This window comes from bacterium, from assembly GCA_030530825.1.
Taxonomy (GTDB): domain Bacteria; phylum Patescibacteriota; class Saccharimonadia; order Saccharimonadales; family Saccharimonadaceae; genus Nanogingivalis.
On record JAUMUF010000001.1, the window covers coordinates 71,801 to 98,798 of the forward strand.

The 26,998-nt window shown below is 39.9% G+C and carries 21 protein-coding genes, 2 tRNA genes, 2 other RNA genes and 1 pseudogene; 20 read left to right on the forward strand and 6 right to left on the reverse strand.

What is annotated here, in order from left to right; translation table 11 throughout:
- Nucleotides 1-51 precede the first annotated feature (51 nt).
- The 6 genes and pseudogenes from Q4A21_00425 (at nucleotide 52) to Q4A21_00450 (ending at nucleotide 4,762) form a co-directional block, all read left to right on the forward strand.
- Nucleotides 52-127, forward strand: a tRNA-Thr gene (locus Q4A21_00425).
- 11 nt (nucleotides 128-138) lie between these two features.
- Nucleotides 139-519, forward strand: coding sequence for a hypothetical protein (locus Q4A21_00430; protein MDO4902016.1), 381 nt, complete (start codon nucleotides 139-141; stop codon nucleotides 517-519).
- Nucleotides 519-2,198 carry a glycosyltransferase family 2 protein gene (locus Q4A21_00435; GenBank protein ID MDO4902017.1) on the forward strand — a complete coding sequence of 560 codons (1,680 nt, stop codon included), beginning with the start codon at nucleotides 519-521 and terminating at the stop codon, nucleotides 2,196-2,198. Before Q4A21_00430 ends, Q4A21_00435 begins: the two co-directional genes overlap by 1 nt.
- A gap of 481 nt (nucleotides 2,199-2,679) precedes the next feature.
- The gene (locus Q4A21_00440; protein ID MDO4902018.1) at nucleotides 2,680-3,507 is read left to right on the forward strand and encodes an adenine-specific methyltransferase EcoRI family protein; all 828 of its coding nucleotides are present in this window, start codon (nucleotides 2,680-2,682) and stop codon (nucleotides 3,505-3,507) included.
- Complete coding sequence (locus Q4A21_00445; protein MDO4902019.1) at nucleotides 3,402-3,704, forward strand: adenine-specific methyltransferase EcoRI family protein; 303 nt, start codon at nucleotides 3,402-3,404, stop codon at nucleotides 3,702-3,704. Before Q4A21_00440 ends, Q4A21_00445 begins: the two co-directional genes overlap by 106 nt.
- Nucleotides 3,704-4,762, forward strand: a pseudogene (locus Q4A21_00450) (DUF262 domain-containing protein). The gene Q4A21_00445 and the pseudogene Q4A21_00450 overlap by 1 nt, the downstream one beginning before the upstream one ends.
- A 41-nt stretch (nucleotides 4,763-4,803) precedes the next feature.
- On the opposite strand, the gene Q4A21_00455 reads toward Q4A21_00450, so the two are convergent.
- Nucleotides 4,804-4,880 (reverse strand) — tRNA-Val (locus Q4A21_00455).
- A gap of 90 nt (nucleotides 4,881-4,970) precedes the next feature.
- Between Q4A21_00455 and thrS the strand changes: the two genes are divergently transcribed.
- The 4 genes from thrS to Q4A21_00475 are packed head-to-tail and all read left to right on the forward strand — an operon-like array spanning nucleotide 4,971 to nucleotide 8,951.
- Nucleotides 4,971-6,791: a threonine--tRNA ligase gene (gene thrS, locus Q4A21_00460; protein MDO4902020.1), complete on the forward strand. Its 1,821-nt coding sequence runs from the start codon at nucleotides 4,971-4,973 to the stop codon at nucleotides 6,789-6,791.
- Nucleotides 6,791-7,666 (forward strand): tRNA (adenosine(37)-N6)-dimethylallyltransferase MiaA, encoded by an 876-nt coding sequence (gene miaA, locus Q4A21_00465; GenBank protein ID MDO4902021.1) that lies wholly within the window; start codon nucleotides 6,791-6,793, stop codon nucleotides 7,664-7,666. Before thrS ends, miaA begins: the two co-directional genes overlap by 1 nt.
- A gap of 38 nt (nucleotides 7,667-7,704) precedes the next feature.
- The gene (locus Q4A21_00470; GenBank protein MDO4902022.1) at nucleotides 7,705-8,310 is read left to right on the forward strand and encodes a transcriptional regulator; all 606 of its coding nucleotides are present in this window, start codon (nucleotides 7,705-7,707) and stop codon (nucleotides 8,308-8,310) included.
- Nucleotides 8,311-8,318: 8 nt separating this feature from the next.
- Entirely contained in the window at nucleotides 8,319-8,951 is a 633-nt protein-coding gene (locus Q4A21_00475) for an MBL fold metallo-hydrolase (protein MDO4902023.1), read from the forward strand.
- Nucleotides 8,952-9,012: 61 nt separating this feature from the next.
- Here Q4A21_00475 and rpmB read toward each other — a convergent pair whose 3' ends face one another.
- Entirely contained in the window at nucleotides 9,013-9,201 is a 189-nt protein-coding gene (rpmB, locus tag Q4A21_00480; GenBank protein ID MDO4902024.1) for a 50S ribosomal protein L28, read from the reverse strand.
- Nucleotides 9,202-9,285: 84 nt separating this feature from the next.
- Between rpmB and Q4A21_00485 the strand changes: the two genes are divergently transcribed.
- The 3 genes from Q4A21_00485 to rnpB all read left to right on the forward strand — a co-directional run bounded on the left by Q4A21_00485 (nucleotide 9,286) and on the right by rnpB (nucleotide 14,256).
- A complete protein-coding gene (locus Q4A21_00485) occupies nucleotides 9,286-9,906 on the forward strand; it encodes a site-2 protease family protein (GenBank protein ID MDO4902025.1) in 621 nt (206 codons plus the stop codon).
- A 222-nt stretch (nucleotides 9,907-10,128) separates the two neighbouring features.
- The gene (locus Q4A21_00490) at nucleotides 10,129-13,911 is read left to right on the forward strand and encodes a DNA polymerase III subunit alpha (GenBank protein MDO4902026.1); all 3,783 of its coding nucleotides are present in this window, start codon (nucleotides 10,129-10,131) and stop codon (nucleotides 13,909-13,911) included.
- Nucleotides 13,912-13,925: 14 nt separating this feature from the next.
- Nucleotides 13,926-14,256: RNase P RNA component class A (gene rnpB, locus Q4A21_00495), an RNA gene on the forward strand.
- A gap of 98 nt (nucleotides 14,257-14,354) precedes the next feature.
- Here the strand turns inward: rnpB and rplT are convergent.
- The 4 genes from rplT to Q4A21_00515 form a co-directional block, all read right to left on the reverse strand.
- On the reverse strand, nucleotides 14,355-14,699 hold the full coding sequence (rplT, locus tag Q4A21_00500; protein MDO4902027.1) for a 50S ribosomal protein L20: 345 nt from the start codon (nucleotides 14,697-14,699) through the stop codon (nucleotides 14,355-14,357).
- Nucleotides 14,696-14,893, reverse strand: coding sequence for a 50S ribosomal protein L35 (gene rpmI / locus Q4A21_00505; GenBank protein ID MDO4902028.1), 198 nt, complete (start codon nucleotides 14,891-14,893; stop codon nucleotides 14,696-14,698). Before rpmI ends, rplT begins: the two co-directional genes overlap by 4 nt.
- Nucleotides 14,893-15,381, reverse strand: a complete 489-nt coding sequence (gene infC, locus Q4A21_00510) for a translation initiation factor IF-3 (GenBank protein MDO4902029.1) — start codon at nucleotides 15,379-15,381, stop codon at nucleotides 14,893-14,895. The genes rpmI and infC overlap by 1 nt, the downstream gene beginning before the upstream one ends.
- Nucleotides 15,382-15,489: 108 nt before the next feature.
- Nucleotides 15,490-16,989, reverse strand: coding sequence for a YifB family Mg chelatase-like AAA ATPase (locus Q4A21_00515; protein MDO4902030.1), 1,500 nt, complete (start codon nucleotides 16,987-16,989; stop codon nucleotides 15,490-15,492).
- Between the two features lie 62 nt (nucleotides 16,990-17,051).
- Between Q4A21_00515 and ssrA the strand changes: the two genes are divergently transcribed.
- From ssrA to Q4A21_00550, 7 genes are all read left to right on the forward strand, one after another.
- Nucleotides 17,052-17,433, forward strand: a transfer-messenger RNA (tmRNA) gene (gene ssrA, locus Q4A21_00520).
- Nucleotides 17,434-18,185: 752 nt separating this feature from the next.
- Nucleotides 18,186-18,566, forward strand: a complete 381-nt coding sequence (locus Q4A21_00525; protein ID MDO4902031.1) for a hypothetical protein — start codon at nucleotides 18,186-18,188, stop codon at nucleotides 18,564-18,566.
- A gap of 22 nt (nucleotides 18,567-18,588) precedes the next feature.
- A complete protein-coding gene (locus Q4A21_00530; protein MDO4902032.1) occupies nucleotides 18,589-19,023 on the forward strand; it encodes a hypothetical protein in 435 nt (144 codons plus the stop codon).
- Nucleotides 19,023-21,938, forward strand: coding sequence for an ATP-binding protein (locus tag Q4A21_00535; GenBank protein ID MDO4902033.1), 2,916 nt, complete (start codon nucleotides 19,023-19,025; stop codon nucleotides 21,936-21,938). The genes Q4A21_00530 and Q4A21_00535 overlap by 1 nt, the downstream gene beginning before the upstream one ends.
- 109 nt (nucleotides 21,939-22,047) lie before the next feature.
- Entirely contained in the window at nucleotides 22,048-24,027 is a 1,980-nt protein-coding gene (gyrB, locus tag Q4A21_00540) for a DNA topoisomerase (ATP-hydrolyzing) subunit B (protein MDO4902034.1), read from the forward strand.
- Nucleotides 24,028-24,029: 2 nt separating this feature from the next.
- Nucleotides 24,030-26,531 (forward strand): DNA gyrase subunit A, encoded by a 2,502-nt coding sequence (gyrA, locus tag Q4A21_00545; protein MDO4902035.1) that lies wholly within the window; start codon nucleotides 24,030-24,032, stop codon nucleotides 26,529-26,531.
- Nucleotides 26,531-26,953 carry a divergent PAP2 family protein gene (locus tag Q4A21_00550; GenBank protein ID MDO4902036.1) on the forward strand — a complete coding sequence of 141 codons (423 nt, stop codon included), beginning with the start codon at nucleotides 26,531-26,533 and terminating at the stop codon, nucleotides 26,951-26,953. The genes gyrA and Q4A21_00550 overlap by 1 nt, the downstream gene beginning before the upstream one ends.
- Nucleotides 26,954-26,998 lie beyond the last annotated feature (45 nt).

Here is a 26,998-nt window from a genome sequence, read left to right on the forward strand (position 1 = left end):
TTTATTTTGAAAATTGAAATTTTTTGCTCCATATGTTATAATTTTAACTATGCCGATGTAGCTCAGTTGGTAGAGCAACGCATTCGTAACGCGTAGGTCAGCGGTTCAATCCCGCTCATCGGCTCCAAGAGGTAGATTATGAAATTATTTGATGAAATTAAACAAAATTTTAAGGCGTTAATTAAAGATCGTTTGATGTTTTTGATAGTTTTGGCGGTTTTTGTCGCTGGAATTATCTTCTTCTTTAATATTTTGAGTCAAGTTCAAGTTTATGAAAGACTGATATATTCTCGATTTACGATTTTTGGTGGCGAGCGATTTTATAAAGACGCTTGGTTTTATCGAGTGGCTGTGGCTTGCTTAGGCTTATTTATCGCAATTTTCCACCCAATTATTATCGCTAAATTTTACAAAACTTCTGGTAGAAGAATGGCAATCCTTGCGTCAATTTTTAGCCTAATAGTGGTAGTTTTGGGCTTAATAATTGTAAATATTGCGATTAAAGGTATCCCTAATTAATGAAATCAGATATTGAAATCCCGCAGGGTAAGAGAACTAAGTTCTATAGATTTTTTGAGATTTTGCCGGCTTTTTTGAGTTATTCTGCTGTGATTTTAATGGTGGTTTTGTCTATTTTTTCTCCACTTTGGGCGAGCATTTATTTACTTTTGATAATTTCTACGCTCTTGGTTAAGGCCTTTGGGATTGGATATAGGACACTTTTTGGCTATAAAAAATTGGTAAAAGCGATAAATGTAGACTGGAATGTGCGCCTACTTTCTCTTGAGAATCCTAAAAAATCTTATGAAGAACTTCGAAACGAGGATTTTTCTCTTAAAACGGAGTTCGAGATTGATAAACATCGCCAGAATCTCTGCAGAATTGCCGCTCACGAAAACGAATTTCCTAAGCCTTCCGAGATTATTAACGCCGTAATCATCGCTGCCTACAACGAGCCTTACGAGGTGATTGAGCCAACAATTCAATCTGTTTTGAGGACAACTTACTCTAATGATAGTTTGGTTGTTTTTTTGGCTTACGAAGAAAGAGGCGGTGCGGAAATCGAAAAAACCGCCCACCGACTCAAAAAAGAGTTTGGTGATAAATTCAAAGATTTTGAAATTGTAAAGCACCCGCGAGATTTGCCGAATGAAGTTGTGGGAAAGGGCGGAAATATCACTTACGCTGGCAAAAAACTAGCGGAATATTGTAAAAAACACGAAATTCCGTTTGAAAATGTTCTCGTAACTACGCTTGACAGCGATAATAAGCCACACGCGGAGTATTTTTCTGCTGCAACTTATGAATTTATTGTTAATCGTGAACGAAAGCACTTATCATATCAGCCGGTTTCTCTATTCTTGAATAATATCTGGGACGCTCCTGCACCGATGCGTGTTTTGGCGACAGGTAACTCTTTCTGGAATATTATTGTGGCGATGCGCCCACACCTACTCAGAAATTTTGCATCACACTCCCAGCCTCTCGACGCTCTGGTAGAAATGAATTTTTGGAGTACTAGAACAATTGTTGAAGATGGACATCAGTTTTGGCGAAGTTACTTTCATTTTGAAGGCAAATATGCAGTGGTTCCAATAATGATTCCAATTTATCAGGATGCTGTTTTGAGTGAGACTTTACCCAAGACTTTGAAGGCGCAATTTGTCCAACTTAGGCGATGGATGTATGGTGCGAGCGATGTACCATATGTGGCTTCTCATCTTTTTACTAAAGATAGAAAAGTTCCGTTTTGGGACGCTCTGGCTAAATTTTGGCGCTTGCTGGAGGGGCATGTTTCTATGGTGTATCAGGCACCGCTTACCGCTTTTGGTGGTTGGATTCCGCTTTTAATAAACACTTCTGCTTCGAGGAGTCTTGTTGCGCACCAGTTGCCCAATATTATTAGTTATATCCAGCAGATCGCGGTTTTTGGTCTTTTCATTACTATTTTTGTTAGTCTTAAAATGTTGCCACCCAAGCCGGAGAGATATAAGAGAAGAAGAACACTGTTTATGGTCTTGCAATGGTTACTGATGCCTTTTACGTCGTTGTTTTACGGCTCTGCGGCGGCGGCGTATTCTCAGTGGCGCTTGGCGAGCGGGCGCTATCTCGACAAATTTGATGTTACGCAAAAAGGCACAATCGCGGATATTGAGCGAGCCAAGTTGAGTAAGAGGCGAAAAAAGCAAAGAAAATAGCCAAGGCATACTCTATTTACCAGCCATCAGGGCTGGTTTTGTTTTTATTTAGCATTCTTTAGCGTGTCGAAGGCTATAAGTTAGTTATTGAAAATTTGTTCGTTTTTGGCTAAAAATCTAAAAAATAAAACATCAGTTTTGTCAAGAGAACAAAAATAAACCGTTTCACACAAAATATATCACGGAGCGGGTAAAAGTATAAATCAAAATCGAAAAAGATTGTGGAAATCTTGTCGAAAACGATGGAAAAAGTTAGGGTTTTGTGGTAAAATAAAAATGTCTCAAAAATAAATTTAATACATTTCGAAAAGCGTTTTTTCGCGTGGTGCTGAGCCTTTAGAATAGGGCGCCCTGCGCGAGATTAAATTTGAATATTTAGGGTTTAGACTCGAAATGTATGAGAATTTTTGAGACACCTCGCAAAGGGTGTCCTATTTTAATTCTCATACGGTCTTTCGCTTATCGAGAAGAAAGGATTTTCGTGGCGAATCAAAATCTCACACGGGCAAAAAAGGTTAAGAATGATGAATTCTACACGCAATATGATGATATAGAGAAAGAATGCGAGAGATATCGAGACCAATTTTATGATAAAGTAATTTACTGTAATTGCGACGATCCCGAGAGCAGTAATTTTTTCTTGTATTTTGCTAATAATTTTAATTTCTTTGGCATTAAAAAACTTATCACTACTCACTACGACGCAGACAAACCAACATACAAGTTGGAGTTATATAAAGATATTAACGATGATGGCTTTGTGGATAGTCGAGATATTGTCAAAACTCCGCTTAAAGGTAACGGCGATTTTCGCAATCAAGAAAGTATAGAACTACTTAAAGAGGCGGATATTGTTATAACTAATCCACCATTTTCGCTTTTTAGGGAGTATGTTGCTCAACTTGTTGAGTTTGATAAAAAGTTTTTGATTATGGGTAATAATAATTCCGTTGCGGCAAAAGAAGTGCTTAAGTTGATAAAAAACAATAAAATATGGCTCGGATATGGAGTGAATAAAACAATGGAATTCGTATTGAGTGATAAATATGAAAAATGGAGCCGGATTGAAAATGGCGTAAAATATGGCAAAGTGCCTGCGATTTCTTGGTTTACTAATCTCGAAACAGAAAAACGCCACCAAGAATTGATTTTATATAGAAATACACGCCCGAAGAATTTCCAAAATACGATAATTATGATGCGATTGAAGTTTCGAAAGTTGTTGATATTCCAAGAGATTATGACGGGGTCATGGGTGTTCCTATTACTTTTCTTGATAAATTCAATCCTGAGCAGTTCGAGATTCTAGGAGTGTGTGAAAACGAGGATCTGTATAACCTTAAAACTCGTGTATATACTAATGAAGAAAAGAAAGAGGCTTATTTTAATAAATTCAAGAAAATTGGTCAATATGATTTGAATGCTAGTGGTGTTTTGCTGAAAAATGGGATGCTAGAAAAGATGTACTCAAGAATTTTAATAAAAAACAAGAAAGTGAGTAAATAATGAAAATTGAACTTCGACAAATTAAAATTAAAGAGATTTTTGAAGGCTATAAAAACGACTTTGAGAATGGCGTCGTTGGCTATGGTGGTAAGTTGAATATTCGCCCTAAGTATCAGCGAGAATTTGTCTATGACGATAAAAAACGCGATGCGGTGATCGATACCGTGCGTCGTGGATTTTCACTCAATGTGGATGTATTGGGTGGATAACGGCGATGGAACTTTTGAAGTGCTGGATGGACAACAGAGAACGATTTCTATTTGCGAATATCTCAACAATATGTTTTCAGTATTGGATGAGGGTAATCGTCGGAAGTTTTTCAATCTTACAGACTTTGAAAAGCAACAGATTGAAAATTATGAATTGATGATTTATTTTTGCGAAGGTAACGACAAAGAAAAATTGGATTGGTTTAAGATTATCAATATCGCCGGCGAAAAGTTAGCTCCACAAGAACTTAGAAATGCTGTTTATACTGGAGAGTGGCTCACTCACGCAAAGTCAATATTTAGCAAGAGTAATTGTGTCGCGTGGAACTTAGCAAAAGACTATATTAGTGGAGTGCCAATAAGACAAGATTATCTTGAAACTGCCTTATCCTGGATTTCTCATAACAATATAGAAGAATATATGTCAACTCATCTCAAAACGTTATTTCCTGGGTTAAAATGACCTTTACGACCTACCGAAAGGAGATGAAAGGGGTAAATTGGGGTGAACTTTACAACGAGTTTAAGGATGAAAAATTTGATACTTCGAAAATCGAAGAAATGACAGTTAGGCTTCTTCAAGATGATGAGGTCACTAAAAAGAGCGGAATTTATAAGTATATTATGACTAGCGATGAAAGATGGCTAAATTTACGTTCTTTTACTGCCAATCAAAAACGTGAGGCTTATGAGAGACAAGGTGGAATATGTCCTATATGCGGAGGTCATTTCGAGATTGATGAAATGGAAGCAGACCATATAACCCCTTGGTCTCAAGGTGGAAAGACTACTTCCGACAACTGTCAAATGTTGTGCAAAGAATGCAATCGTCGGAAATCTAATAAATAGCAAAAAACCGCAAGCCATAAAACTTGCGGTTTTTCCAAATTTGGTGGGCGATAGAGGACTCGAACCTCTGACCTCATCCACGTCAAGGATGCGCTCTAGCCAACTGAGCTAATCGCCCGATAATCACATTTTATCAAATATTGAAAAAAAAGTCCAGAGATGATAAAATAAAATCAGATAAATTTTATTTTCGAAAGGTGAAAAATAAGTGGAAAAACAAGAAAAATTATTTCGAATGCGCCACAGTCTTGCACACATTATGGCGGCGGCGATTCAGCGTCTATATCCAGATGTCAAGTTCGGCGTAGGCCCAGCAATCGACGACGGATTTTATTATGATATAGACTTGGGCGAAGTTAAAATTTCTGAAAAAAACTTTGGCAAAATTGAAAAGGTCATGCGCCGAATTATCGCCGAGAAACAAGATTTTATTAGAACTGAAGTTAAAATTGAAGATGCCATCAAATGGGCTAAAGAAAATAATCAGCCATATAAACTTGAGTTGCTCCAAGATCTAAAAGAAAAGGGTACTACTGATGCCAAACTCTTGGCTGAGGGTGATTTTGAACTCGGTAGTGGCGCCGAGACGGTGAGTTTTTACACTAATGGAAAATATCAAGATTTATGCCGTGGACCACACCTTTCTAGCACCGGTGAAGTTGGCGCTTTCAAACTTATGCGCGTGGCTGGTGCCTATTGGCGGGGCGATGAAAAAAATCCGCAAGTTCAGCGATTATATGGCGTGGCTTTTGAGACTCAAGAAGAATTGGACAGATATCTCGAGCGGCTTGAGCAGGCCAAACTTCGAGATCATCGCAAATTGGGCCGAGAACTCGATCTCTACACCGTTTCTCCACTAGTCGGTGTTGGGTTGCCTTTATTTACTCCTCGTGGGACGGTTTTACGTGATGTTTTGGCAAATTATTCTAACCAGTTGCGCCAAAAATACGGCTTCCAAAAGGTTTGGACTCCGCACATCACTAAAAAAGATCTGTATGAAAAATCCGGCCACTGGGCCAAGTTTGGTGATGAACTTTTTCTTGTTCAAAGCCAGGAGACGAGTGATGATTTTGCTTTGAAGCCAATGAACTGTCCGCACCATACGCAGATTTATGCTTCTCAACCTAGAAGTTATCGTGATTTGCCGGTGCGCTATATTGAAACTACAACAGATTATCGCGATGAAAAAACTGGTGAACTTGGTGGATTGAATCGTGTGCGATCTCTAACGCAAGATGACAGCCATATTTTCTGTCGCCCAGATCAAATTGAGGCCGAAATCCAGAATCTTCTTTCTGCCGCGGACGAACTTTATTCTAAAATTGGTATGAAATTGCGAGTTCGCCTAAGTTATCGCGATGGTTCTGAAAGTTATCTCGGAGATGTTTTTCTCTGGGAAAAGGCGCAAAATCAGTTGAAGAATGCTGTAATTGCTAATAATCTTGATTATTTTGAGCAAGAAGGCGAAGCGGCGTTTTATGGACCTAAGATTGATTTTATGGCAACTGATGCGATCGGTCGCGAGCATCAGGTGGCAACTGTACAATTGGATTTTGTTCAGCCGCAGCGCTTCGAACTAACTTATAAAAATTCTGAGGGTACGGATGAGACTCCGGTGATGATCCACTGTGCTTTGCTTGGCTCAGTTGAGCGATTCATGAGCGTGTATATTGAGCATAAGGCTGGCTGGTTTGATTTCTGGGCGGCTCCAGAGCAGGTCCGGATTTTGACTGTTAATGATACTTTGAGTCAATATGTTTCTCGCGTCGAAGAAATTTTGCGAAAAGTCGTGCTTGACTCTCCGGTCAAGTTTAATGAACTCCGGTTTTCGACCGATAACCGAAACGAGTCTCTTGGTAAAAAAATCCGTGAAGCAACTTCGATGAAAATCCCAGTACAATTGATTGTCGGACCAAAAGATGCCGAGGTTGGCGAAGTTAGCATCCGACTTCGAAGGGGTGCAGAATTTGTCGAAGAAAAGGTCGCGCTCGCGGATCTTGCAGAATACATTGAAAATCTCGCTCAATAATGAAAAAAACGGTAGTCGTTATTACGGGTCCAACTGCCAGTGGCAAAACATCGCTGGCTATTCGTCTTTCTAAAAAGTTTGGTGGCGAGATTGTTTCGGCGGACTCGCGGGCGATTTTTAAGGGGATTGATATTGCTTCTGCCAAGCCCTCAATTGAAGAGCGTGATGGTGTGCCTCATTGGGGATTTGATTTAGTTGAAATTGGCGAGCGGTTTACGGCTGCTGATTTCCAAAAATATGCTTATAAAAAGTTTGAAGAAATAATCTCTCGTGGCAAAATTCCATTCCTAGTTGGCGGGACTGGACTTTATATCGACTCTATTTTGAATGACTATGATTTCGGCGGTGAAGTCGATGAATCTGTTAGAAATTCTCTTTTCAGAAAGTCTACTAAAGAATTGCAACAAGAAATTAAACTTCGAAATTTGGTGATGCCAGAAAATTCGAAAAATAAACGTTACCTTGTTCGCACTATAGAAAAAAGCATGAGTCAAAAGAGAAACAATTGTAAAAATAACAACACTTTTGATTATATCGTTGTGGGAATTACAACTCCAAGGGAAGAACTTCGAGAGCGTATTTTTTCTCGAAATGAGCACTTTTTTGGCTCAGGTATTATCGAAGAAGCGATTTTGCTTGGGAGTAAATACGGATGGGGCAGTGAGGCTATGACTGCCAATGCCTACCCTTTAATTAGAAAATACATTGATGGAGAATTATCCCGAGAAGAGTTGATTGAAAAAATGTCCGTCCGAGATTGGCGACTTGCCAAGCGCCAAATAACCTTTATGAAGCGCAACGAACAAATAAGTTGGATGTCGCTAATCGATGCTGAACAATTTATTTCTACAAAATTGAGTAAAAATTTTGATTAAAACTATACACTTTTCAATAAATGTGATACAATAGATTTATGGATAAAAGCATAGACGCTCTATTTGGGTCAAAAACTAGGGTTAAACTACTTAACTTGTTTTTTACTAATCCAGATAAAAAATTCTACGTTAGAGAAATTACTCGAATGATCGATGAGCAGGTCAACTCTGTTAGAAGAGAACTTTCTAATCTTCAAGATGCTAAAATTGTAAAAAATACAACAGAAGATAGAAAAGTTTTTTATAAAGTTAATCAGAGGCATAAATACTATCTGCCGCTTAGGGTGATTTTTGCTGGAATTGAGCTTTCTGTAGATGAGAGCGGGGCTAAAACCGATTCTGATAAATGGCGAGAGAGGATTTCGTCTATAGAAAAAGATCTAGAAGTACTTGTTATTTCCGGTGCTCTTATAGACGGCTCTGACAGCGAGATAGATATGCTTTTGGTGGGCGATAATTCAAAAAATAAACTTTCAGGCTGGGCTTCTGCCTATGAAAAGGAAATTGGTCGTGAATTAAATTATGTAATTTTGACGATGAGCGATTTCTTTTATAGATATAGCACTAAGGATATGTTCATAAATCAAATTTTTGATCATAAACATAAAGTTATTGTTGATACTGATGAAATTCTGAAAGATTAAGGAGAGATATGTTTGAAATTGAATATAAAGGTGGAAATGCTGTTGTAATTACAACAAAAAAATCAACCCTAGTCACGGATCCTAAACTTTCTGTTGAGGGTGAAAAGGATATTATTATCAAAGACGCCATTGAACTTGCGACAGAAGAGCGTTTTCTAACTAACAATCATGATTTTCAACTATCTTTAAGCTACCCTGGAAGTTATGAAGTGTCAGATTTTTCTATAAATGGTTTTGCCGAAAAGAGACATATTGATGAAGAAAGCTTGAGTGGGGTTATTTATAATATCGATGTCTTGGGCGTAAAGATTGGCCTTCTTGGCAATGTTGGCCCTGAAATTTCTGATGATCAAATGGAAAATCTTGGAATTATTGATATTTTGATCTTGCCTGTTGGAGGAAATGGTTTTACCCTTGATGCTACTTCTGCCGCTAAAATTGTGCGTAATTCTGACGCTAAGGTTGTAATACCTGTCCATTATCAAGAAGATGGAATTAAGTATGAAGTTCCGCAAGATAGTGTAGATACATTTATCAAAGAACTTGGTGCGGATGTTGAGAAAACATCAAAATTCAAAGTTAAAAATGCTTCAAGCCTGCCAGAAAAAACAACAGTTGTATTAATCGAGCGCACTAAATAGTTTGACAAAATAAAACCGCCACAATCTTTCGAAAGGGCGGTTTTATTTTTGAAGCATAATATTATAGAATACCTTTTTTCTTCAAAGTTCGGATAGCATGAGTGCTAAGATTCAAGCGAACTTTCTTACCGTCGATGATAACGGTTTTCTTTTGGATATTTGGTTTGAAAACTCGTTTTGTTCGGCGGAGAGAAAAGCTCACATTATGTCCGTGCTGCTTTCCTTTTCCTGTTAAATCACATACTGCCATTTTAACTCTCTTTACTTTAATATTTACAATCTGTTTTATTATATCGCATTTTCAAAAAAAGGTCAAGTGGTGTATAATAGAAATATGGATTTGATGATGATTTTGATGGCGTTTGTTATTTTGCTAGTGAGTTTAACTATTCATGAGATTGCTCATGCTGCAGTGGCTTATTGGCTTGGTGATAATACTGCCAAAGTTGAAGGTAGGTTAACACTCAATCCTGTGGCCCATTTCGAGCCATTTATGAGTTTTATATTGCCATTTATCTGTATTGTGACTGGTGCGCCGGTGATTGGTGGCGCCAAACCTGTTCCGGTTAATCCACGAAAGTTCAAAAATGAAGATTGGGGTATGGCTCTAGTTGCATTTGCGGGTCCGCTTTCTAATCTGATTTTGGCGTTTCTCGGATTTGGGATTTTGATGATCTTTAATGTAAATGCTGGATTTTGGGCTAATTTTTTAGTTATTTTTATTCGAATGAATTTAAGCCTAATGCTATTTAACTTGTTGCCAATTCCTCCTCTAGACGGATCCAAGATTATCTTCCCTTTGGCGCCAGAATTTATCCAGAACTTTATCAGAAGATTGGAGCGCGATCCGCTTGTTATTTTTGTGATTATTCTGCTATTTTCTAATCAGATTTCGAATGTTATTGGCGTGGCCTCGAGTTGGATTTTAGAATTTTTTACTTTGATTTTTAAATAAAAAAGTGATATAATAAAAGTAGCCTTGTGCTGGTATGATTTTTCCTGAATAATCATAGATATAGGAACTCCTAATGATGATTTGCGGTCGTGGCCGTAGATTGCGGAGGTATCCACCTTGTGTTTTACGCGGGGAAAATATCTAATCCAGTATGAGGCTTTTTTGTTTGAAATTATTTTCGAAAAAGTGGAAAAAATCTTCGAAATTTGATAAAATAGTTTTATGGAAAATGGGAACGAGATAAAAACAAAAACTTATGAAGAGCTAGTTCCGAGTGACTTTGTTCACCTTCATACACACACCTATCACTCTTTGTTGGACGGACTAACCAAGATTGATGATTTGATTTCTACTGTTAAAGAAAATGGTATGGAAGCAGTGGCTATCACTGATCACGGAACAATGTCTGGCTCGATTGAGTTTTATAAAGAGGCCAAAAAACAGGGCATTAAGCCAATTATCGGAATGGAAACTTATGTTGCCGCTCGAAGCCGCTTCGACAGAGATCCAGCCAAGGATAAGCCTCGTTACCACTTAATCTTGCTTGCTAAGAATGAAAAGGGCTGGCAAAACCTCTGCGCTCTGACTTCCAAAGCGTGGATTGATGGTTATTATTATAAACCTCGTATTGATCACGATATTATGGCGGAGCATTCTGAGGGGATTATATGTTTGAGTGGATGTGCTGGATCGGAAATTTCTGAGGCGATAACCAACGACGACTATGAAAAGGCTAAAGAATTGGCCAAGTGGTACGTATCTGTTTATGGTGAAGATTTTTACCTTGAATTACAAGATCATGGACACCCAGACTGCCCAAATCACTGGGAGGTTCAGGCCAAAATCAATGATGGGCTATTCAAACTCAATAAAGAACTCGGGATCCCGCTGATTGTTTCTTGTGACTCTCATTACTTGACACACGAGAATCAAGATGCTCACGAGATTTTGCTATGTATAGGTACAGGATCATATTTGAATGACGAAAAGCGAATGTCCTTGAAGGAATTTGACCTTTTTGTGACTAATCCACGGGATATCATTGATCGTTGGGGCAAGATTGACCCTGAGATTATCTTGAACACCAAGCGCGTGGCTGAGAAGGTTAATTTTGATTTTGAATTTGGAAAAATCTTAATTCCTAAGTTCCCATTGTCAGAAGGGGAGACTTCAGAAAAGGAGTTTCTAGATAAACTTGTTTTCCGTGGCATGGCAGAACGATATGCTGATGTTTCTCCTGAAGAAGCCGAAAAAATGTCAATTCCAGAAATTAGAGAAAAGTTGTCTGAGGATCAGATAAATCGTGTCGATATGGAATTGGGTGTTTTGGATGCGATGGGATACAATGGTTATTTCTTGATCGTCCAAGACTTTATTAACTGGGGTAAAAATCAAGGGATTGTCTTTGGGCCAGGGCGAGGTTCGGCGGCTGGATCTATTATTGCTTATGCTCTTCATATTACCGATCTTGACCCGCTTGAGTACGATCTTCTTTTTGAGCGATTTTTGAATCCTGATCGTATCTCTATGCCGGATATTGATGTTGATATCCAGGATACTCGACGTAATGAGGTGATTCAGTATTGTGTTGATAAATATGGCAAGGATCGTGTGGCTAATATTGCAACTTTTGGTAAAATGATGGCCAAGAACGCCGTACGAGATGTGGCGCGAGTTTTGGAGGTGCCATATTCTGAGGCGGACAGGATTGCTAAACTTGTGCCGGACCCAATTCAGGGTCGTCATCAGCCGCTTAAGGTTTCTCTTGAGAAAGATCTCGATCTGAAAAAAGAATATGAAACTAACCCTACTGCCAAGACTGTATTTGACTTTGCGATGCAACTTGAGGGTACAATTAGGAATCACGGTGTCCACGCTTGTGGCGTTGTGATTGCGCCAGATGATTTGATTAATTACCTACCGCTCGAAATGGCCCAAAAGGGTGTTGTTGCGACTCAGGTTCCAATGGGCCAGGTTGAAGATCTTGGTCTGCTCAAGATGGATTTCTTGGGGCTAAAAAACTTGTCTATCATCGCTACTGCGCAAAAAATTATCAAGGGATCTTATGGTGTTGATATTGATCTTGCAGCATTGCCTTTGACCGACGAAAAGGCCTACAAACTCTTGGCGGATGGAAACTCAACAGGTATTTTTCAGTTAGAGTCTGCCGGTATGAAGCGATATCTTAAGGAGTTAAAGCCAACTAAGTTTGAAGACATCATTGCGATGGTGGCTTTATATCGTCCTGGTCCGATGAGTGAAATTCCTAAATTTATCGCACGCAAGCATGGACTTGAAGAAATTACTTTTTATGAAGATCATATGGCGCCTGCTCTTGAAAATACCTATGGTATCCTTGTTTATCAGGAGCAGTTCATGCAGATCTCTAAGGAGGTTTGTGGATTTACAGGTGGTCAGGCTGACACACTTCGAAAGGCGGTAGGTAAAAAGCAGATTGACCTCATGAAGAAGATGAAGGATGAGTTTATTGAAGGCGCGGTCAAGCATTCTAACGCCGACAGGGAAAAGGTGACTAAATTCTGGGATCATCTAGAGGAATTCGCTAACTACTGTTTCAACAAGTCGCACGCAGCGTGTTATGCTTTGATCGCTTACTGGACTGCTTATATTAAGGCTCACTTTCCTGATGCCTTTATGGCGGCGCTTATGACATCTGATGCTGATGATACCGACCGTCTTTCTATTGAAATTGCTGAGTGTCGAGAAATGGGTATTGAAGTTCTTGGCCCAGATGTAAATGAATCATATCGAAATTTTGCGATTGTTCCAGGAGAGAACAAGATTCGCTTTGGTCTTTTGGCTGTGAAGGCTGTTGGCGGTGGCGCGGTGGATGCTGTGCTTGATGCCCGCAAAGATGGCGGACGATTTAAATCCGTCTTGGACTTTGCTAAAAGGGTTAATGCTCGAGCATTCAATAAGCGGGCCTGGGATTCTTTGATTATGACCGGTGCTTTCGATGAGTTTGGGACGCGTTCGGACCTTCTTCATAATTTAGAGAAAATCCAAGGTTATGGTTCTAAAATACAAAAGGAGGTTGCTTCTGGTCAGTCTGATCTTTTTGCGCTTCTTGGGCAAGAAGAGCAGGAGAGTTTGACGCCGGATATCGAATTACCGCCTGCGCCAATTCAGCATCCAGAAAAGGAGAAACTGATGTGGGAGCGGGATCTTCTCGGCCTATATGTTTCTGCTCATCCGCTGGACAGATTTGTTACTTATTTCGAGGAACAGACTATTCCAATGAGCCAAATAAAGCCCAATACTGATGGTCAAAGGGCTACTATTGGCGGAATTGTTCTGGATGCGAGAACAATCTTAACCAAAAATGGTACTAAAATGTGTTTTGTTAAGATGGAAGATAAGACTGGTGATAGCGAAGTTATTATTTTCCCTAATCTTTATGCTGAAATTGAAGATAAGATTAAAATCGATGCAGTACTTAAAATTGAAGGCAAAGTTTCTGCTCGCGACCGAGAGGGCAACCTCAAGCCTGATGCTCAATTAATTGCGGAAACTGTTTCTATTATTACCGATGAGGAACTCGAAAGGTACGAATCAACAGGCGTGCGTGCGCAAGGTCTAAAGGCTAAATCTCAACCTCAAAAGAAAGAGATGCCTCAAAGAACTCAGGCTAAGCCGGCGCAATTTTCGCCTCAAGGGGTAACTAAAACTAGTACGCCATCCACTGCGGCTAAAGGGCTAAAGTCGCAACCTCAGGTAAAATCAGATCCTTCGCGATCAGCCGACAATTACAAGGCGGCGCCAATCCAGAAACTATACTTACATATCAAAAACCCCAATGACCATCAGAGTCTTCTGTCTGTAAAGCAGATTTGCGGCGCATATAATGGCGCATCTGAGGTAATTTTGGTGCTTGGCGAAGAAAAAAAATCGGCCATTAGGATGCCATTTCGGGTTGACCCTAGCCAAGAAGCGCTCAAAAAATTGGTTGAGGCTTTGGGCGAAGGTTGTGTAGCGCTAAAATAAATGCTATAATTAAAACAGCCCATTGAATGATCGCTGATTTTTCAGAGGAAAGTCCGGGCAGTGTAGGGTACGACAGTTGTTAACGACAACCGGGAGAAATCCTAGGGAAAGTGCCACAGAAACGATACCGCCTCTTTGAGGTAAGGGTGAAAGGAGTGGGGTAAGAGCCCACAGTTGCCCGCGGCGACGCGACGCAAGAGGTAAACCCTGTCGGCTGCAAGGAGAGTTTTGCTGAAAGGCTCGGCTACCCGTCGAAACTCGATAACCGCTTGATTTTTGGAGCAATCCAAGAGCGAGATAGATGATCATTCTAGACAGAACCCGGCTTACAGATGGGCTGTTGGAATAATTTTAAGAAAATCTCTTTACGGAGGTTTTCTTTTTATAATAAAAAATCGCCCATTTCTGGAACGATTCTTTACTTTCGAAAAGAGAATTCGAAATTATTTTACCATGTCAACAATTGTTGCAAAGGCTTTTAGCTCGCTAACTGCGAGTTCTGCCAAGATTTTTCGGTCAACTTCGATATTTTTAGCCTTAAGGCCGGCGATTAGTTTTCCGTAAGTCAAACCATTTTCTCGTGCGGCAATGTTGATTCGAGTAATCCAAAGTCCGCGGAGATCACGCTTGCGATTTCGTCGGTCGCGGTAAGCGTATTGAAGGGAGCGGATCACGCCTTGTTTAGCCAATCGGAAAGATCGGGTGCGTGCGTGTTGCATTCCTTTAGCGGCTTTTAGGATTTTTTTGTGCTTTGCTCGTGCTGTAACGCCTCGTTTTACTCGCATTATTTAACTCCTAGTGCTCTTTTAATATTTTTTACCATTGAACCATTAACTGATGCGCTGGTGTTGATTCGTCGTTTTCGACTTTTGCTTTTCTTTGAAAGCATGTGGTTTTTAAAGGCTCGCTGGCGAAGGATCTTGCCAGTTTTAGTGAGTTTAACTCGCTTAGCCGTGCCTTTATGGGTCTTCATTTTAGGCATTATTTACTCCTTACTACTAAACTCAGATTGCGGCCAGCCATCTGAGGTTTTTGTTCTAAGATAGCATCATCTTCTAGAAGGGCAATGATTTTATCAGCCATTTCGAAGCCAATTTCTTTGTGCGCCATCTCTCGACCCTTGAAGACGATTTGAATCCGCACCTTATTTCCGTCGGCTAAGAATTTTTTAATCTTTCGAATCTTGATCTCTAGATCTCCAGAACCAATCTTTAGTCCGAAACGCATCTGTTTAAGTTCAACTGTTTTGGCGTTGCGCTTATTCTTTTGCTGTTCCTTCATTTTTTGGTACTGGTATTTTCCCCAGTCAATAATTTTGGCTACTGGGGGCTCGGCATTTGGCGATATTTCTACTAGGTCAACTCCAGCCTTTTTTGCGATTTTGAGCGCATCTTTGGCAGGCATAATACCTAATTGTTCTCCACTTTGACCGATTACGCGAAGTTCCTTTGCTCGGATTTCTTCATTGATTCGAATTTTCTTGCTAATATTTCCTTCCTTTCGAGTTGCTATTTTAGCAAATTACTCGCATATAATTTTATCAAATCTTAAGATAAAAATCAAGTCTTTTTAACCTTTTTATTTGAATCGGTATTGAAGTGCTTCGCTTACGTGTGTAGGTAAGATAACTTCTGAATTATCTAAATCTGCTATAGTACGAGATACTTTTAAGGTTTTGAGATATGCTCGGGCCGATAAGTCCATTTTTTCTGCGGCTAAATCAAGTAATTGTTTTGCTTCTTGAGAAGTTTTGAATAATTCTTTGGCATCGGATAAACTTGCTTCATTGTTGTATTTATTACAACTATTATAACGATTCTGTTGTAATTTTAACGCACTTTGTATTTGAGAATAAGCATAAGTATGTTGTTTTTTTGACATTGTTTTATCTGTTAAGAGATGTTTATTGGATATTCTATTGACTATTATTGTCATGTCTATTCTGTCCAGTAGTGGCCCTGATAGTTTTCTTTGATAGTTTTGAATTTGAGATTGTGTACAGGTACATTCTTTGGTTTCATCTCCAAGAAAGCCACAAGGGCATGGGTTCATTGTCGCTATCAGCATGAAGTTGGCAGGATAAGTTGTTCGATAATTAGCGCGGGTTATTGTGATCTTCCTGTCTTCTAGCGGCTGTCTTAATGACTCCAAGACGGATTTTTGATATTCTGGTATCTCATCCAGAAAAAGAATACCCAGATGCGCTAGACTTATCTCTCCAGGGGATGATTTTTTGCCTCCGCCAGTCAATGATATTTTGCTGGCTGTATGATGTGGGGCTCTAAAGGGTCTTTCTGTTAGTGTTTCTGTAAAGTCATCACCGAGACTGTGTATTTTTGATACTTCCAGTGTCTCCTCTGGTGATAGCGGTGGGAGAAGTCCTAGGGCTGTTTTGGCCAGCATAGTTTTTCCGGTGCCCGGAGGCCCACTCATCAGAATGTTGTGTCTTCCAGCAATGGCGATAGTTAACGCTCTTTTTGCTTGGGCCTGTCCAATAATTTCATCTAGTATTGGTGTATTTTTTACAATGCTTTTATGATTGGGATTTACAATATTTTTAATAAGTTTTTCATTTTTTATATGCAAGAAAATATCTTTAATATTCTTGGCGCCAATAATATCTATGCCGGTTATTAGACTTGCTTGGGGTAGATTATCTTCCGGTATAAAAACAGTTTTAATTCCTTTAATTTTTAATTTTTCGACTATATTTAAGATTCCTTTTATGGGTCTCAGTTCTCCGCTTAGAGAGAGTTCCCCCACAAATGCAGTATTTTTTACTTCAATTTGTTTTATTTGTCCGGCTAAAATAAGTATTGATATAGCGATAGGAAGATCAAAGTAGGTTCCATCTTTAGGAAGTTCTGCTGGAGCGAGATTAATTGTAATTTTTTTAGTTGGAAAATCTAGATCTGAGTTTTTTATAGCACTTCTTACGCGATCTTTAGCCTCATCTATTGCTTTATTGCCCATACCTACGATTTGAAGAGATGGCAGTCCTTTTAAAGAATCTCCTTCAACTTCAATAATTTCTGCCTCGTAGCCAATCGGCGCAGCCGAAACAACCTTACTAATCATAATAAAATTTAACCATAAAAATTATCAAAAATCAACGCAGTATGATATAATAAAATTATTCTGGGGCCGATTTAGTGCTAGACAGAAGGAATTTAGCAGATTGGTTGGCAAGTCGTTTGCGACGTAAAGCATTGAATAATTGCAAAATCTAATTTTGTAGCGAAAGTTAAAGAGTTCTTTGCAACTCCTGCTTTTGCGCCAATTGCCGCTTAATTTATTGGCAATCATCGTTCTAGTCTTGGCAGTGCGAGGCTAGTCGGTGTTATATTTTTACACTGATAGTTTTGAGTTTAAGCAAAGAACTCCAAATGAAATTTTATTTGCAACTTATGTTTCGATTTTTGTTTTTCTTTAACGAAATATAAGTATTTAAGAAAAACTAAACTTGTAGAAAATCAATAGGCTACCTTTTGGACCCGAGGGCAGTTCTCGGCGGCTCCACCAAATCAAAAAAAGAACGCTCGAAAGGGCAGTTTTTTATGAAAAAAATAAAAATGAGCGACTGCGAGGAACGCTCATTTTTATAAAGTGGAGTTTTAATTATTTGTAATTTTTGCTTGATGAACTGCGGAGAATTGTCATCAAATTTTTTAAAATCATTTTTATTTTTGGATTATGTATAAATTATTTATTCATAATCTACCCCTATAATATCGCGAAATAAGCATAAAGTCAATAGTTTTTTGACTTTTTTGAACAATTTTTTTATTCAATAAAAATAACAGATAAGACATAATGATTTCTGTAGAAAATAACACAAGCATATTGACATTTTATGAAAACTCTGATAGTATTTAATTAGGCTTTTAGAAAAATAAAAAGCAAAAATAAAAACAGTATAAGCACATTTCCACCATAGCACATTATTTGGTTTTTGAAATATTGACCGTTGACCTTTCGAACTTGAACGGCAATTGAAATATCAAGGTTTCTGAAAATGTCATTGATTTTCTAACTTGAAATTTAAGTTGCCAAAAAGTTTCGAAAGGCGAAACATAGTTTTGAGGGAAAGTACAGGATTTTTCAAAGGAAGAATCAGTGGAAGCCGTCAAACAAGTATGCCCCTCTATAAGAGGAGCGGTCAATTAGCCCAAAAGAGGGCAGGCCGCGAGCCACGGATTTTAGTAATTTATTTGTTCCGTTTGGTTTTACTTCGCTTTGCTTGCCCTTGGGCTGTCTAAAAATGGTAATTTAGTATGATTTCAAAAATAATTTTTATAGTAACAATTTTATCTCTTGGTTCAATCGCATGGATTTTGAATGCTACGACCCCATCATCACTTGGTCCAGTTGGAGTTCTTGGGCTATTTATTCTGACGTATCTCTTTTTTGTAGGGATTATATCTTTTGTGGCATACGGCGGTTTTAGGGCGATCCAAATGGTATCGTCTAGTTTCGGGGACAGAGTCTCTATAAAATCGCGAAATTATCGCTTTTTCTTGCAGTATTCTTTTATTTTAGCGTTTATACCTATAATCTTAATTGCGCAACAGTCTTCTGGTGGTGTAGGAATTTTTGACATTATTTTATTGGCGATTTTTCAAATTTTATCTTTTATAATTGTTTCAAAACGCTAATGTTTGTGGTATAATATTAGATATGGAGCCGCAGATAAACAGAGAACTTCCGAAGGTTGGTGGGAACTTTTCGAGCGAAGGATTCGAAACAGTAGTTCCTGTGAATGAAATTCAGCCATCGGCGGAGCAAATTCACAATGTTTTTAACGCCCACGAAAGGGCTTTTTCTGCTGTGGAGAAATTCCAGTCCAATTTTGAAAATCTTCAAGCAACTGCTCAAACTCAAATCCCGCCAGTTCTGCCGCAAGTCCAGCAAGCAGATGCCCAGCAAGTAATAATCTCGACCCCTTCTGTAGCAAAAGATATTGATTTGATGGAAGATGAATGGGTTAAAGATTTGAAAAAAATGATCGTCGAGACTAAGGGCGAGCCATTTATCCGGCAAGTTAGATTTAAAGAAATGCAGGTCGACTATCTTAAAAAACGATATAACAGAATAATAAATGGTGGTAAATAATGGGATTTTGGTTTACAGTTTTGGCTATATTTGTTGTTATCAGTGTGGCGAGTTTTTTGATATATGATCAGTATCAAAAAACCATTCGGGAGGCTAAAAATTATGAGCGTGGCCTGAAAATGGTACCAATGAAGATTCATTTACCGCCTCCAAGTGATGATATTGAGGTTGGTGGTCGTGATGAGCGAGATGTCATTGAAGAGGTTTTATCTGAAGCGCAGACAATGTATAATATTATCGCTTCGACAGCCACTAAAGGTTTTAAGACTAAACTTTATGGCCAAAGACATATTTCTTTTGAGATTGTGGCGAGTGACGGGCTTATTCATTATTATGCTGTTGTTCCGGCGGTTATAACGGAGACAATCAAGCAGGCCATAACTGCAGCATATCCGACTGCGCGCCTAGAAGAGGTCGAGATGGAGAATATTTTTTCTCAGCAGGGAAAAACTGCTGGTGTTATTGGGGGTGAGTTTTCTCTTAAAAAAGATTTCTTTTATCCGATTGCCACCTATCAAGACTCTCGAAGAGATGCTATGCGGTCGCTTCTAGATGCTTTAACTGCAGTGTCTCGCGGTGATGGTGCTGCAGTACAGATTATGATTAGGCCGGCTTTCGAAAAGTGGTCAGAACAATCTTCAAAAAGAGCCAATGAGATTAGAGAAAAGGGCGCTGGTAAGAAATCTGGCGGGTCCGCAACTGCCGCCGGACTGCTTGAGGCTTTGTGGAAGCCGCCTACATATGGAGTTAAAGAAGGCAGCGAAAACAAGCAGTTGTCCTCTCTTGAAAATGAAGAAATTGACGCTATCGAGAATAAAATAAAATATGCCGGCTACGAAGTTTTGGTGCGTGCAGTTGTCTCTACGCCAACTGCTGCCAAGAGTCAGGCGATTTTGCAAGGTGTAATTTCTGCCTTTTCACTATTTGATTCGCCGAGATTTAATGGATTTAAATTTAATATGGCGCAAAATATTGATGATTTGATTACTGCGTTTATTTTTAGATTCTTTCCGCAAAAAAATCGCAATATGATCTTAAATAGTATCGAACTTGCAACAATTTTCCACCTACCCAACAGAAATTCTATCCCCACAGAAAAGGTTCAGCGTCAAAGAATTAAACAGGTTGATGGTCCGACAGAGGTCATGGATGAAGGTCTCCTTCTTGGTGTTAATGAATATCGTGGTGTTGAGAAGCAGATTCGCTTAAGTCAAAACGATCGTCGTCGACACACATATATTATTGGTCAGACGGGTATGGGTAAGTCTAAATTACTTGAGAATTTGGCGTTTCAGGATATCATGGACGGCCGGGGGTTTGCTTTTATTGACCCACACGGTGATTCTGTTGAGGAATTGCTTGGCATGATCCCCAGAGAGCGCATTGATGATGTGATCTATTTTAATCCTGGCGATACGGATAATCCACTTGGCTTTAATATGTTTGAGGCCAAAACTGACTCGGAAATGGATTTCATTATTGGTGAAACTAACTCAATGTTAAAATCATTGTATGACCCAGGCAACACTGGTGTTGTTGGTCCTCGAATGGAAAATATCGTTAGAAATGCCGCGCTTCTTCTTATGAGCGACCCTGAGGGCGGAACTTTTATGGATATTCCAAAGGTTTTGATTGATCCAGAATTCACCAAGCCCAAAATTAAATATCTCAGAAACCAGCGCGCAATTGATTTTTGGACTAAAGAATGGCCCGCCTCTCAAAAATCTAATGATGCAGGTGAACTTGTTTCTTGGGTAGTTTCAAAATGGGCTCCTTTCGAAAATGAATTACTTAACAACATTCTCGGTCAAACCAAATCATCGTTCAATATTCGTCAGATTATGGATGAACAAAAAATTCTTCTCGTTAATCTCTCCAAAGGTAAGATGGGAGAGGGGGCTGCTAAATTGCTTGGTATGGTCTTTGTGATGAAGTTTCAGGCGGCTGCTATGTCGCGTGTGGACACACCAGAAGATCAACGAAAGGACTTTTGTCTGTATGTTGATGAGTTTCAGAACTTTGCGACAGAGTCTTTTGAGAGTATTCTGTCTGAAGCCCGAAAGTTCCGCCTTAATCTCGTTCTTGCCAACCAGTTTATGACGCAGTTGACTGATAAAATTAAAGGCGCCGTGATGGGAAACGTTCCAACTAAACTTGTTGGACGGATTGGTATTGATGACGCCGAAATCCTCCAGAAGGCCTTTCAACCAACTTTTACTGCGGAAGATTTGATTAAAACACCTAACTACAATGCAGTTTCTACTGTGCTTGTAAACGGCTTTCCGTCATCACCATTTAATGTAAAATTATTGCCGCCTCTTGGCAAGTCTAATCCAGAACTTCGTGAGGCTATCAAGCAGTATTCCGCACAAAAATATGGCCGACCAAGAGAAGTTGTCGCGCGTGAGATTCGTGATAGATTGACGGCTAAAAAGATACAGACCGGTCCGTCTGTGAATGTCGTTCAGGCACAAAGTTTGAATAATAATTTTGTTCAGTCTTCTCAACAAAATTTTGCTCAACAAATTGGTGCGCCAACTACGCAAAACTACACTCAAAATAATGATGTAAAAAATACTACAAACCTAAATAATAACATAAGCGTAACAGATCAAACGAAGTCGAATTCACAACAATTTTCAAACAACGGATCTTTTCTTGATGAATGGCTAAAGAAGCGAGAAGATATCAGGAATTCGTCGATAGGCAGTGCTACAAATCAATATCAGCAGCAACCTCAAGATACTAAAGATAATGATTTAATACAAATTAATATAGCGACTCCTACGCGATTAAATCCGCAGCTCATACAGAACCAACAATCTACTCGCCAGGAAATTACTCCTTCTCAGCCAAACAAACTTTCCGTAAGGGAAGAGCCGGAGCATAATGAAGTCGTATTTAAGATAAGATAAGCCCGATATAAGGGTTTATTTTATTGTAAAATTTGCTCAAAAATAAAAAATGATGTATAATGGAGAAGTTAAATAAATCAATTACAGATAAGGCTGAAAGAGGGAGTTGATGTCTAAACAAAAAGCAAGCAATTATGATGGCTCGCAAATCCAAGTTCTGGAAGGTCTAGAGCCTGTTCGAAAACGCCCCGGAATGTATATCGGTTCTACCGGGTATGACGGAGTTCATCACTTAATTAAAGAAATCGCAGATAACTCTATTGACGAGGCTATAGCAGGTTATGGCACCAAAGTTTTGGTTAAAATCTTAGCAGATGGTGGGGTTGCTATTACCGATGATGGTCGCGGTATTCCAGTTGATGTTCATCCAAAGACTGGAAAATCTACACTAGAAACAGTTCTCACAGTTCTTCACGCTGGTGGTAAGTTTGGTGGTGGTGGCTATAAAGTTTCGTCCGGACTTCACGGCGTTGGTTCTTCAGTTGTGAACGCGCTTTCCACCAAGATGATCGCAGAGGTTGTGAAAGACAGTAAACTTTACCGAATAGAGTTCGAGCGGGGCGTGCCTCAAACAGAACTTCAAAATCTTGGCAAGACTGACCGCTTCCGTGGAACAAGTATTACTTTTTATCCAGATCCAACGATTTTTAAAGAAACTGTCACTTTTGACTACAAGTGGGTCGTAAATTATCTTCGTCACCAAGCATATCTCACTAAGGGTATTTATGTTCAGGTTGATGATGAGCGAACTGGCGATCGCAAGGCGTTTTATTTTGAGGGCGGAATCCAAAGTTACGTAAAACACCTTAATATCGGCAAAGAAGTCCTTGTCGACACCCCTTTTTATGTAGAAAAGCAAGTCGAAGACTCCATGGTTGAAATCGCTATTCAATATAACGATACTTACTCCGAGAATGTTCAGGCCTTTGCTAACAACGTTCTTAATCCAGACGGCGGAACACACATTGTTGGATTTCGAACTGCTTTGACCCGAACCATCAACGATTACGCTCGTAAAAATAATCTTCTTAAGGAGAAAGAAGATAATTTAACTGGTGATGATATTCGAGAGGGTTTGACGGCAATCGTTCTTGTAAAACTCCCAGATCCACAATTTGAAGGTCAGACAAAAAACAAACTTGGCAATCCAGAAGTTCGACGCTATGTTGAACAGGTTATGAACGAATACTTCGGCTATTATCTTGAAGAAAACCCAGCCGTCGCAAAGAAGATCGTGAATAAGGCGCTTCTTGCGGCTCGCGCTCGAAAGGCTGCTCGTGCGGCTCGTGAAAATGTGATCCGAAAGGGTGTTTTGGATGGATTGAATCTTCCTGGAAAACTCGCTGACTGTTCTTCTAAGAATCCAGAAGAGTGTGAACTTTATATAGTTGAGGGTGACTCTGCGGGTGGCTCGGCTAAATCTGGTCGTGATAGCAAGACTCAGGCGATTTTGCCACTACGAGGTAAGGTGCTTAACACCGAGCGAGCACGTCTTGACAAAATGCTTGCCAATAATGAGATTGTTTCTTTGATTAAAGGTATGGGTGTAGGGATCGGAGATCAATTCGACATCAAGGGTCTTCGATACAATAGGATTATTATTATGACCGATGCCGATGTTGACGGAAGCCACATCGCGACACTTCTTATGACTTTCTTCTTCCGCTATATGCGAGAAGTGGTTGAAGGCGGCCACATTTACCTTGCTAAGCCACCACTATTTCTTCTAAAGGGTAATGGCAACAAGAAGTATTATGTTTACTCCGAAGAAGATCGTGATCGCAAGTTGAAAGAACTTATCGAAGAACGCCGAGCACGCGGAACACAGATCAATCCAGAAGACGATATGATCAGGCAGGCTGGCCTCACTGGAATTCAGCGTTATAAGGGTCTCGGTGAAATGGACGCAACACAACTCTGGGAAACCACAATGGATCCAGCCAACCGCGTTCTTGTCCAACTTAAACTTGAAGACGCAGAAAAGGCTGATTCTATCTTTACTAAACTTATGGGCTCGGAAGTGGCTCTTCGAAAGAGTTTCATCCAGACTAATGCAAAGTATGTTAATCTTGAGGAATTGGATATTTAATTATGGAAGAAGAAAAAAAGATGCCAGTTGAAGGTGAAATTATTCAAGAGCAGACTCACTCTAAAACCGTTGAATTTCGAACAGTTGAAGATGTGATGGAAGATTCATTCTTGCGATACTCGATGTCTGTGATTATCGATCGCGCTTTGCCTGATGTTCGCGATGGAATGAAGCCTGTTCACCGAAGAATTCTTTATACAATGGGTGAAATGGGTGTTCGGCCGGGCTCTGCGTTCAAAAAGTCCGCTCGTATCGTTGGTGACGTGATGGGTAAATACCATCCACACGGCGATTCTTCAATTTATGATGCTATGGTGCGGTTGGCGCAAGATTGGAATATGCGCTATGTTCTCGTTGACGGTCAGGGTAACTTTGGCTCGATGGATGGTGATCCTGCCGCTGCTATGCGTTATACCGAGGCTCGACTTGGTCGTGCTGGAGATGTTATGCTTGCAGACCTTGATAAAGATACGGTTGATTTTAGACCTAACTATGACGGGAGTGAAACTGAGCCGAGCGTTCTTCCAGCCAAACTACCTAACTTGCTCCTCAACGGACAAATGGGTATCGCCGTTGGTATGGCGACGAGCATCCCAACTCACAATTTGGGTGAAGTCGTTGATTCTACAATTGAACTTATCGACAATCCAGAGGCTAAACTCGAAGATTTGATGAAGCACCTTAAGGGACCTGATTTTCCAACAGGTGCTATAGTTTATGGCGGTGCGCCGATGATTCAGGCTTATAAGACTGGTCGCGGAAGCGTTACTATGCGCGCCGTAGCAGAAATTGTTGAAACTAAGCGTGGCCGTCATCAGATTGTCGTGAGTGAGATTCCTTATGGAGTTAATAAGGCCTCTATGATTGAAAAGATCGCTGATCTTGTTAAAGAGAAAAAGATAACTTCTATCGCCGATCTCAGGGATGAATCTGCTCGTGGAAATGTTCGTGTGGTTATTGACCTTAAAAAAGACGCATATCCAAAGAAAGTTCTCAATCAACTTTATAAATTAACGCCTCTACAAAGTAATTTTCACTACAATATGCTTGCGCTTGTTAATGGTGGAATTCAGCCTCGAGTGCTTGGCTTGAAGGAAATCTTGGAAGAGTTTGTTAAGCATCGCCAGATTGTTGTTCGTCGTAGGACGGAATTTGAACTCAAAAAAGCCAAGGCGCGTGCTCACATCTTGGAGGGCTTGAAGATTGCGCTTGATCACATCGATGAAGTTATCGCTACGATTCGAGGTTCTAAAACTACAGAAATCGCCGAAAAGGCTTTGATGGAGAAATTTGCGCTGAGTGAAATTCAGGCTAAAGCAATTCTTGCGATGCAACTTCGCCGCCTTACAGGTCTTGAGCGTGAGGCTATCGAGGAAGAACTTCGCGCGCTTCTCAAATTAATTGGTGAACTTGAGGCTATTTTGGCGGACGAGAATGAAATCTTGCGAATTATTAAAGAAGAACTTCTCGAAATGAAAGAAAAATACGGCGATGAGCGAAAGTCTAAGATTATCAATCACGAACTTGGTAAGTTCTCAGATGAAGAATTAATTCCAGAAGAAGAAAGTGTTGTGCTTCTTACAACAGAAAATTACATCAAGAGAACACTTTTAACTGACTATCGCCGTCAAAATCGTGGTGGTAAGGGCAAGCGTGGAATGTCGACTAAAGAGCAAGATATTATAAGTCATCTTGTTCCTGCAAGCACACACGATTGGCTCTTGTTCTTCACCAACCGTGGTCGGGTTTTCCGACTTAAGGCTTATGAAGTTCCGGCAGCCAGCCTTCAGGCTAAAGGTGTCGCGGCGGTCAATCTTCTTCAACTTCAGCCAGAAGAAAAAATTACTTCGATTATCAAATTGGAGCAAACAAGCAGTTCTGATGACTACCTATTTATGGCTACAACCAAAGGAACGGTTAAAAAGACATCTTTGAGTGATTTTGCTAATATTCGAACTAACGGCTTGAACGCAATTAATCTGGATGAAGGAGATGAACTCCGCTGGATTCAGAAGACTAATGGCTATAACGACATCATTATCTCTACATCGGCAGGTCAGGCTGTCCGCTTTACAGAGAAGGACGTTCGTGCGATGGGTCGAGCGGCTCGCGGTGTGCGAGGTGTTCGACTTCGACCAAATGATGTTGTTGTTGGAATGGATGTGGCTACCGAATCTGACCAGAAACTTCTCGTGATTTCGGCTAACGGCTACGGAAAGGCAACTAAAGTTTCTAACTTCGAAATTAAGCATCGCGGAGGAATTGGCGTTAAGGCGGCTGTTGTGACCGCAAAGACCGGTCCAATTGTATCCGTTCAGACTCTTCCAAAGGATGTGAGCGATGCGCTGATGATTTCAACTAATGGTCAGACTATACGCGTGGCGATTAAAGATATTCCAACTTTGGGACGCACAACTCAGGGCGTTCGAATCATGAAGATGTCTGAGGATGATACCGTTGCTAGTGTTGGACTGATGGAAGAAACTAAGGAGGAAGAAGAATAATGCCAAAGATTTTGATAATCTTTATTGTCGCATGGGTGATTGCGCAAGGATCTAAGTTTTTTCTCGAACTTCATAAAGATAAAAATGTAAAATTCCGCCGTGTTATCTCTGAGAGCGGCGGGATGCCAAGTTCGCACAGTGCGGTAGTTGTTGCGATTTCAACCTTTATTGGATTCTCTGAGGGTATACATTCGGCAGTGTTTGGTCTTTCGTTTATTTTTGCGATGATTGTGATCTATGATTCTATGAAGGTCCGATATTCCAATGGCAAGCAGGCTGAAGCTATAAATAATATTATTGAGGCTTCTCAGGTTAAAGTCCCTGTCGTGAGAATCGTTCGCGGTCATACTCCACTTGAAGTTGCGGCGGGTACTGCCATAGGTCTTCTGATTGGATATTTGGCGTTCATCTTTATGAGATAGATAATTATGAAGCAGGTTTTACGAGAAACCTGCCCATTTTTATTA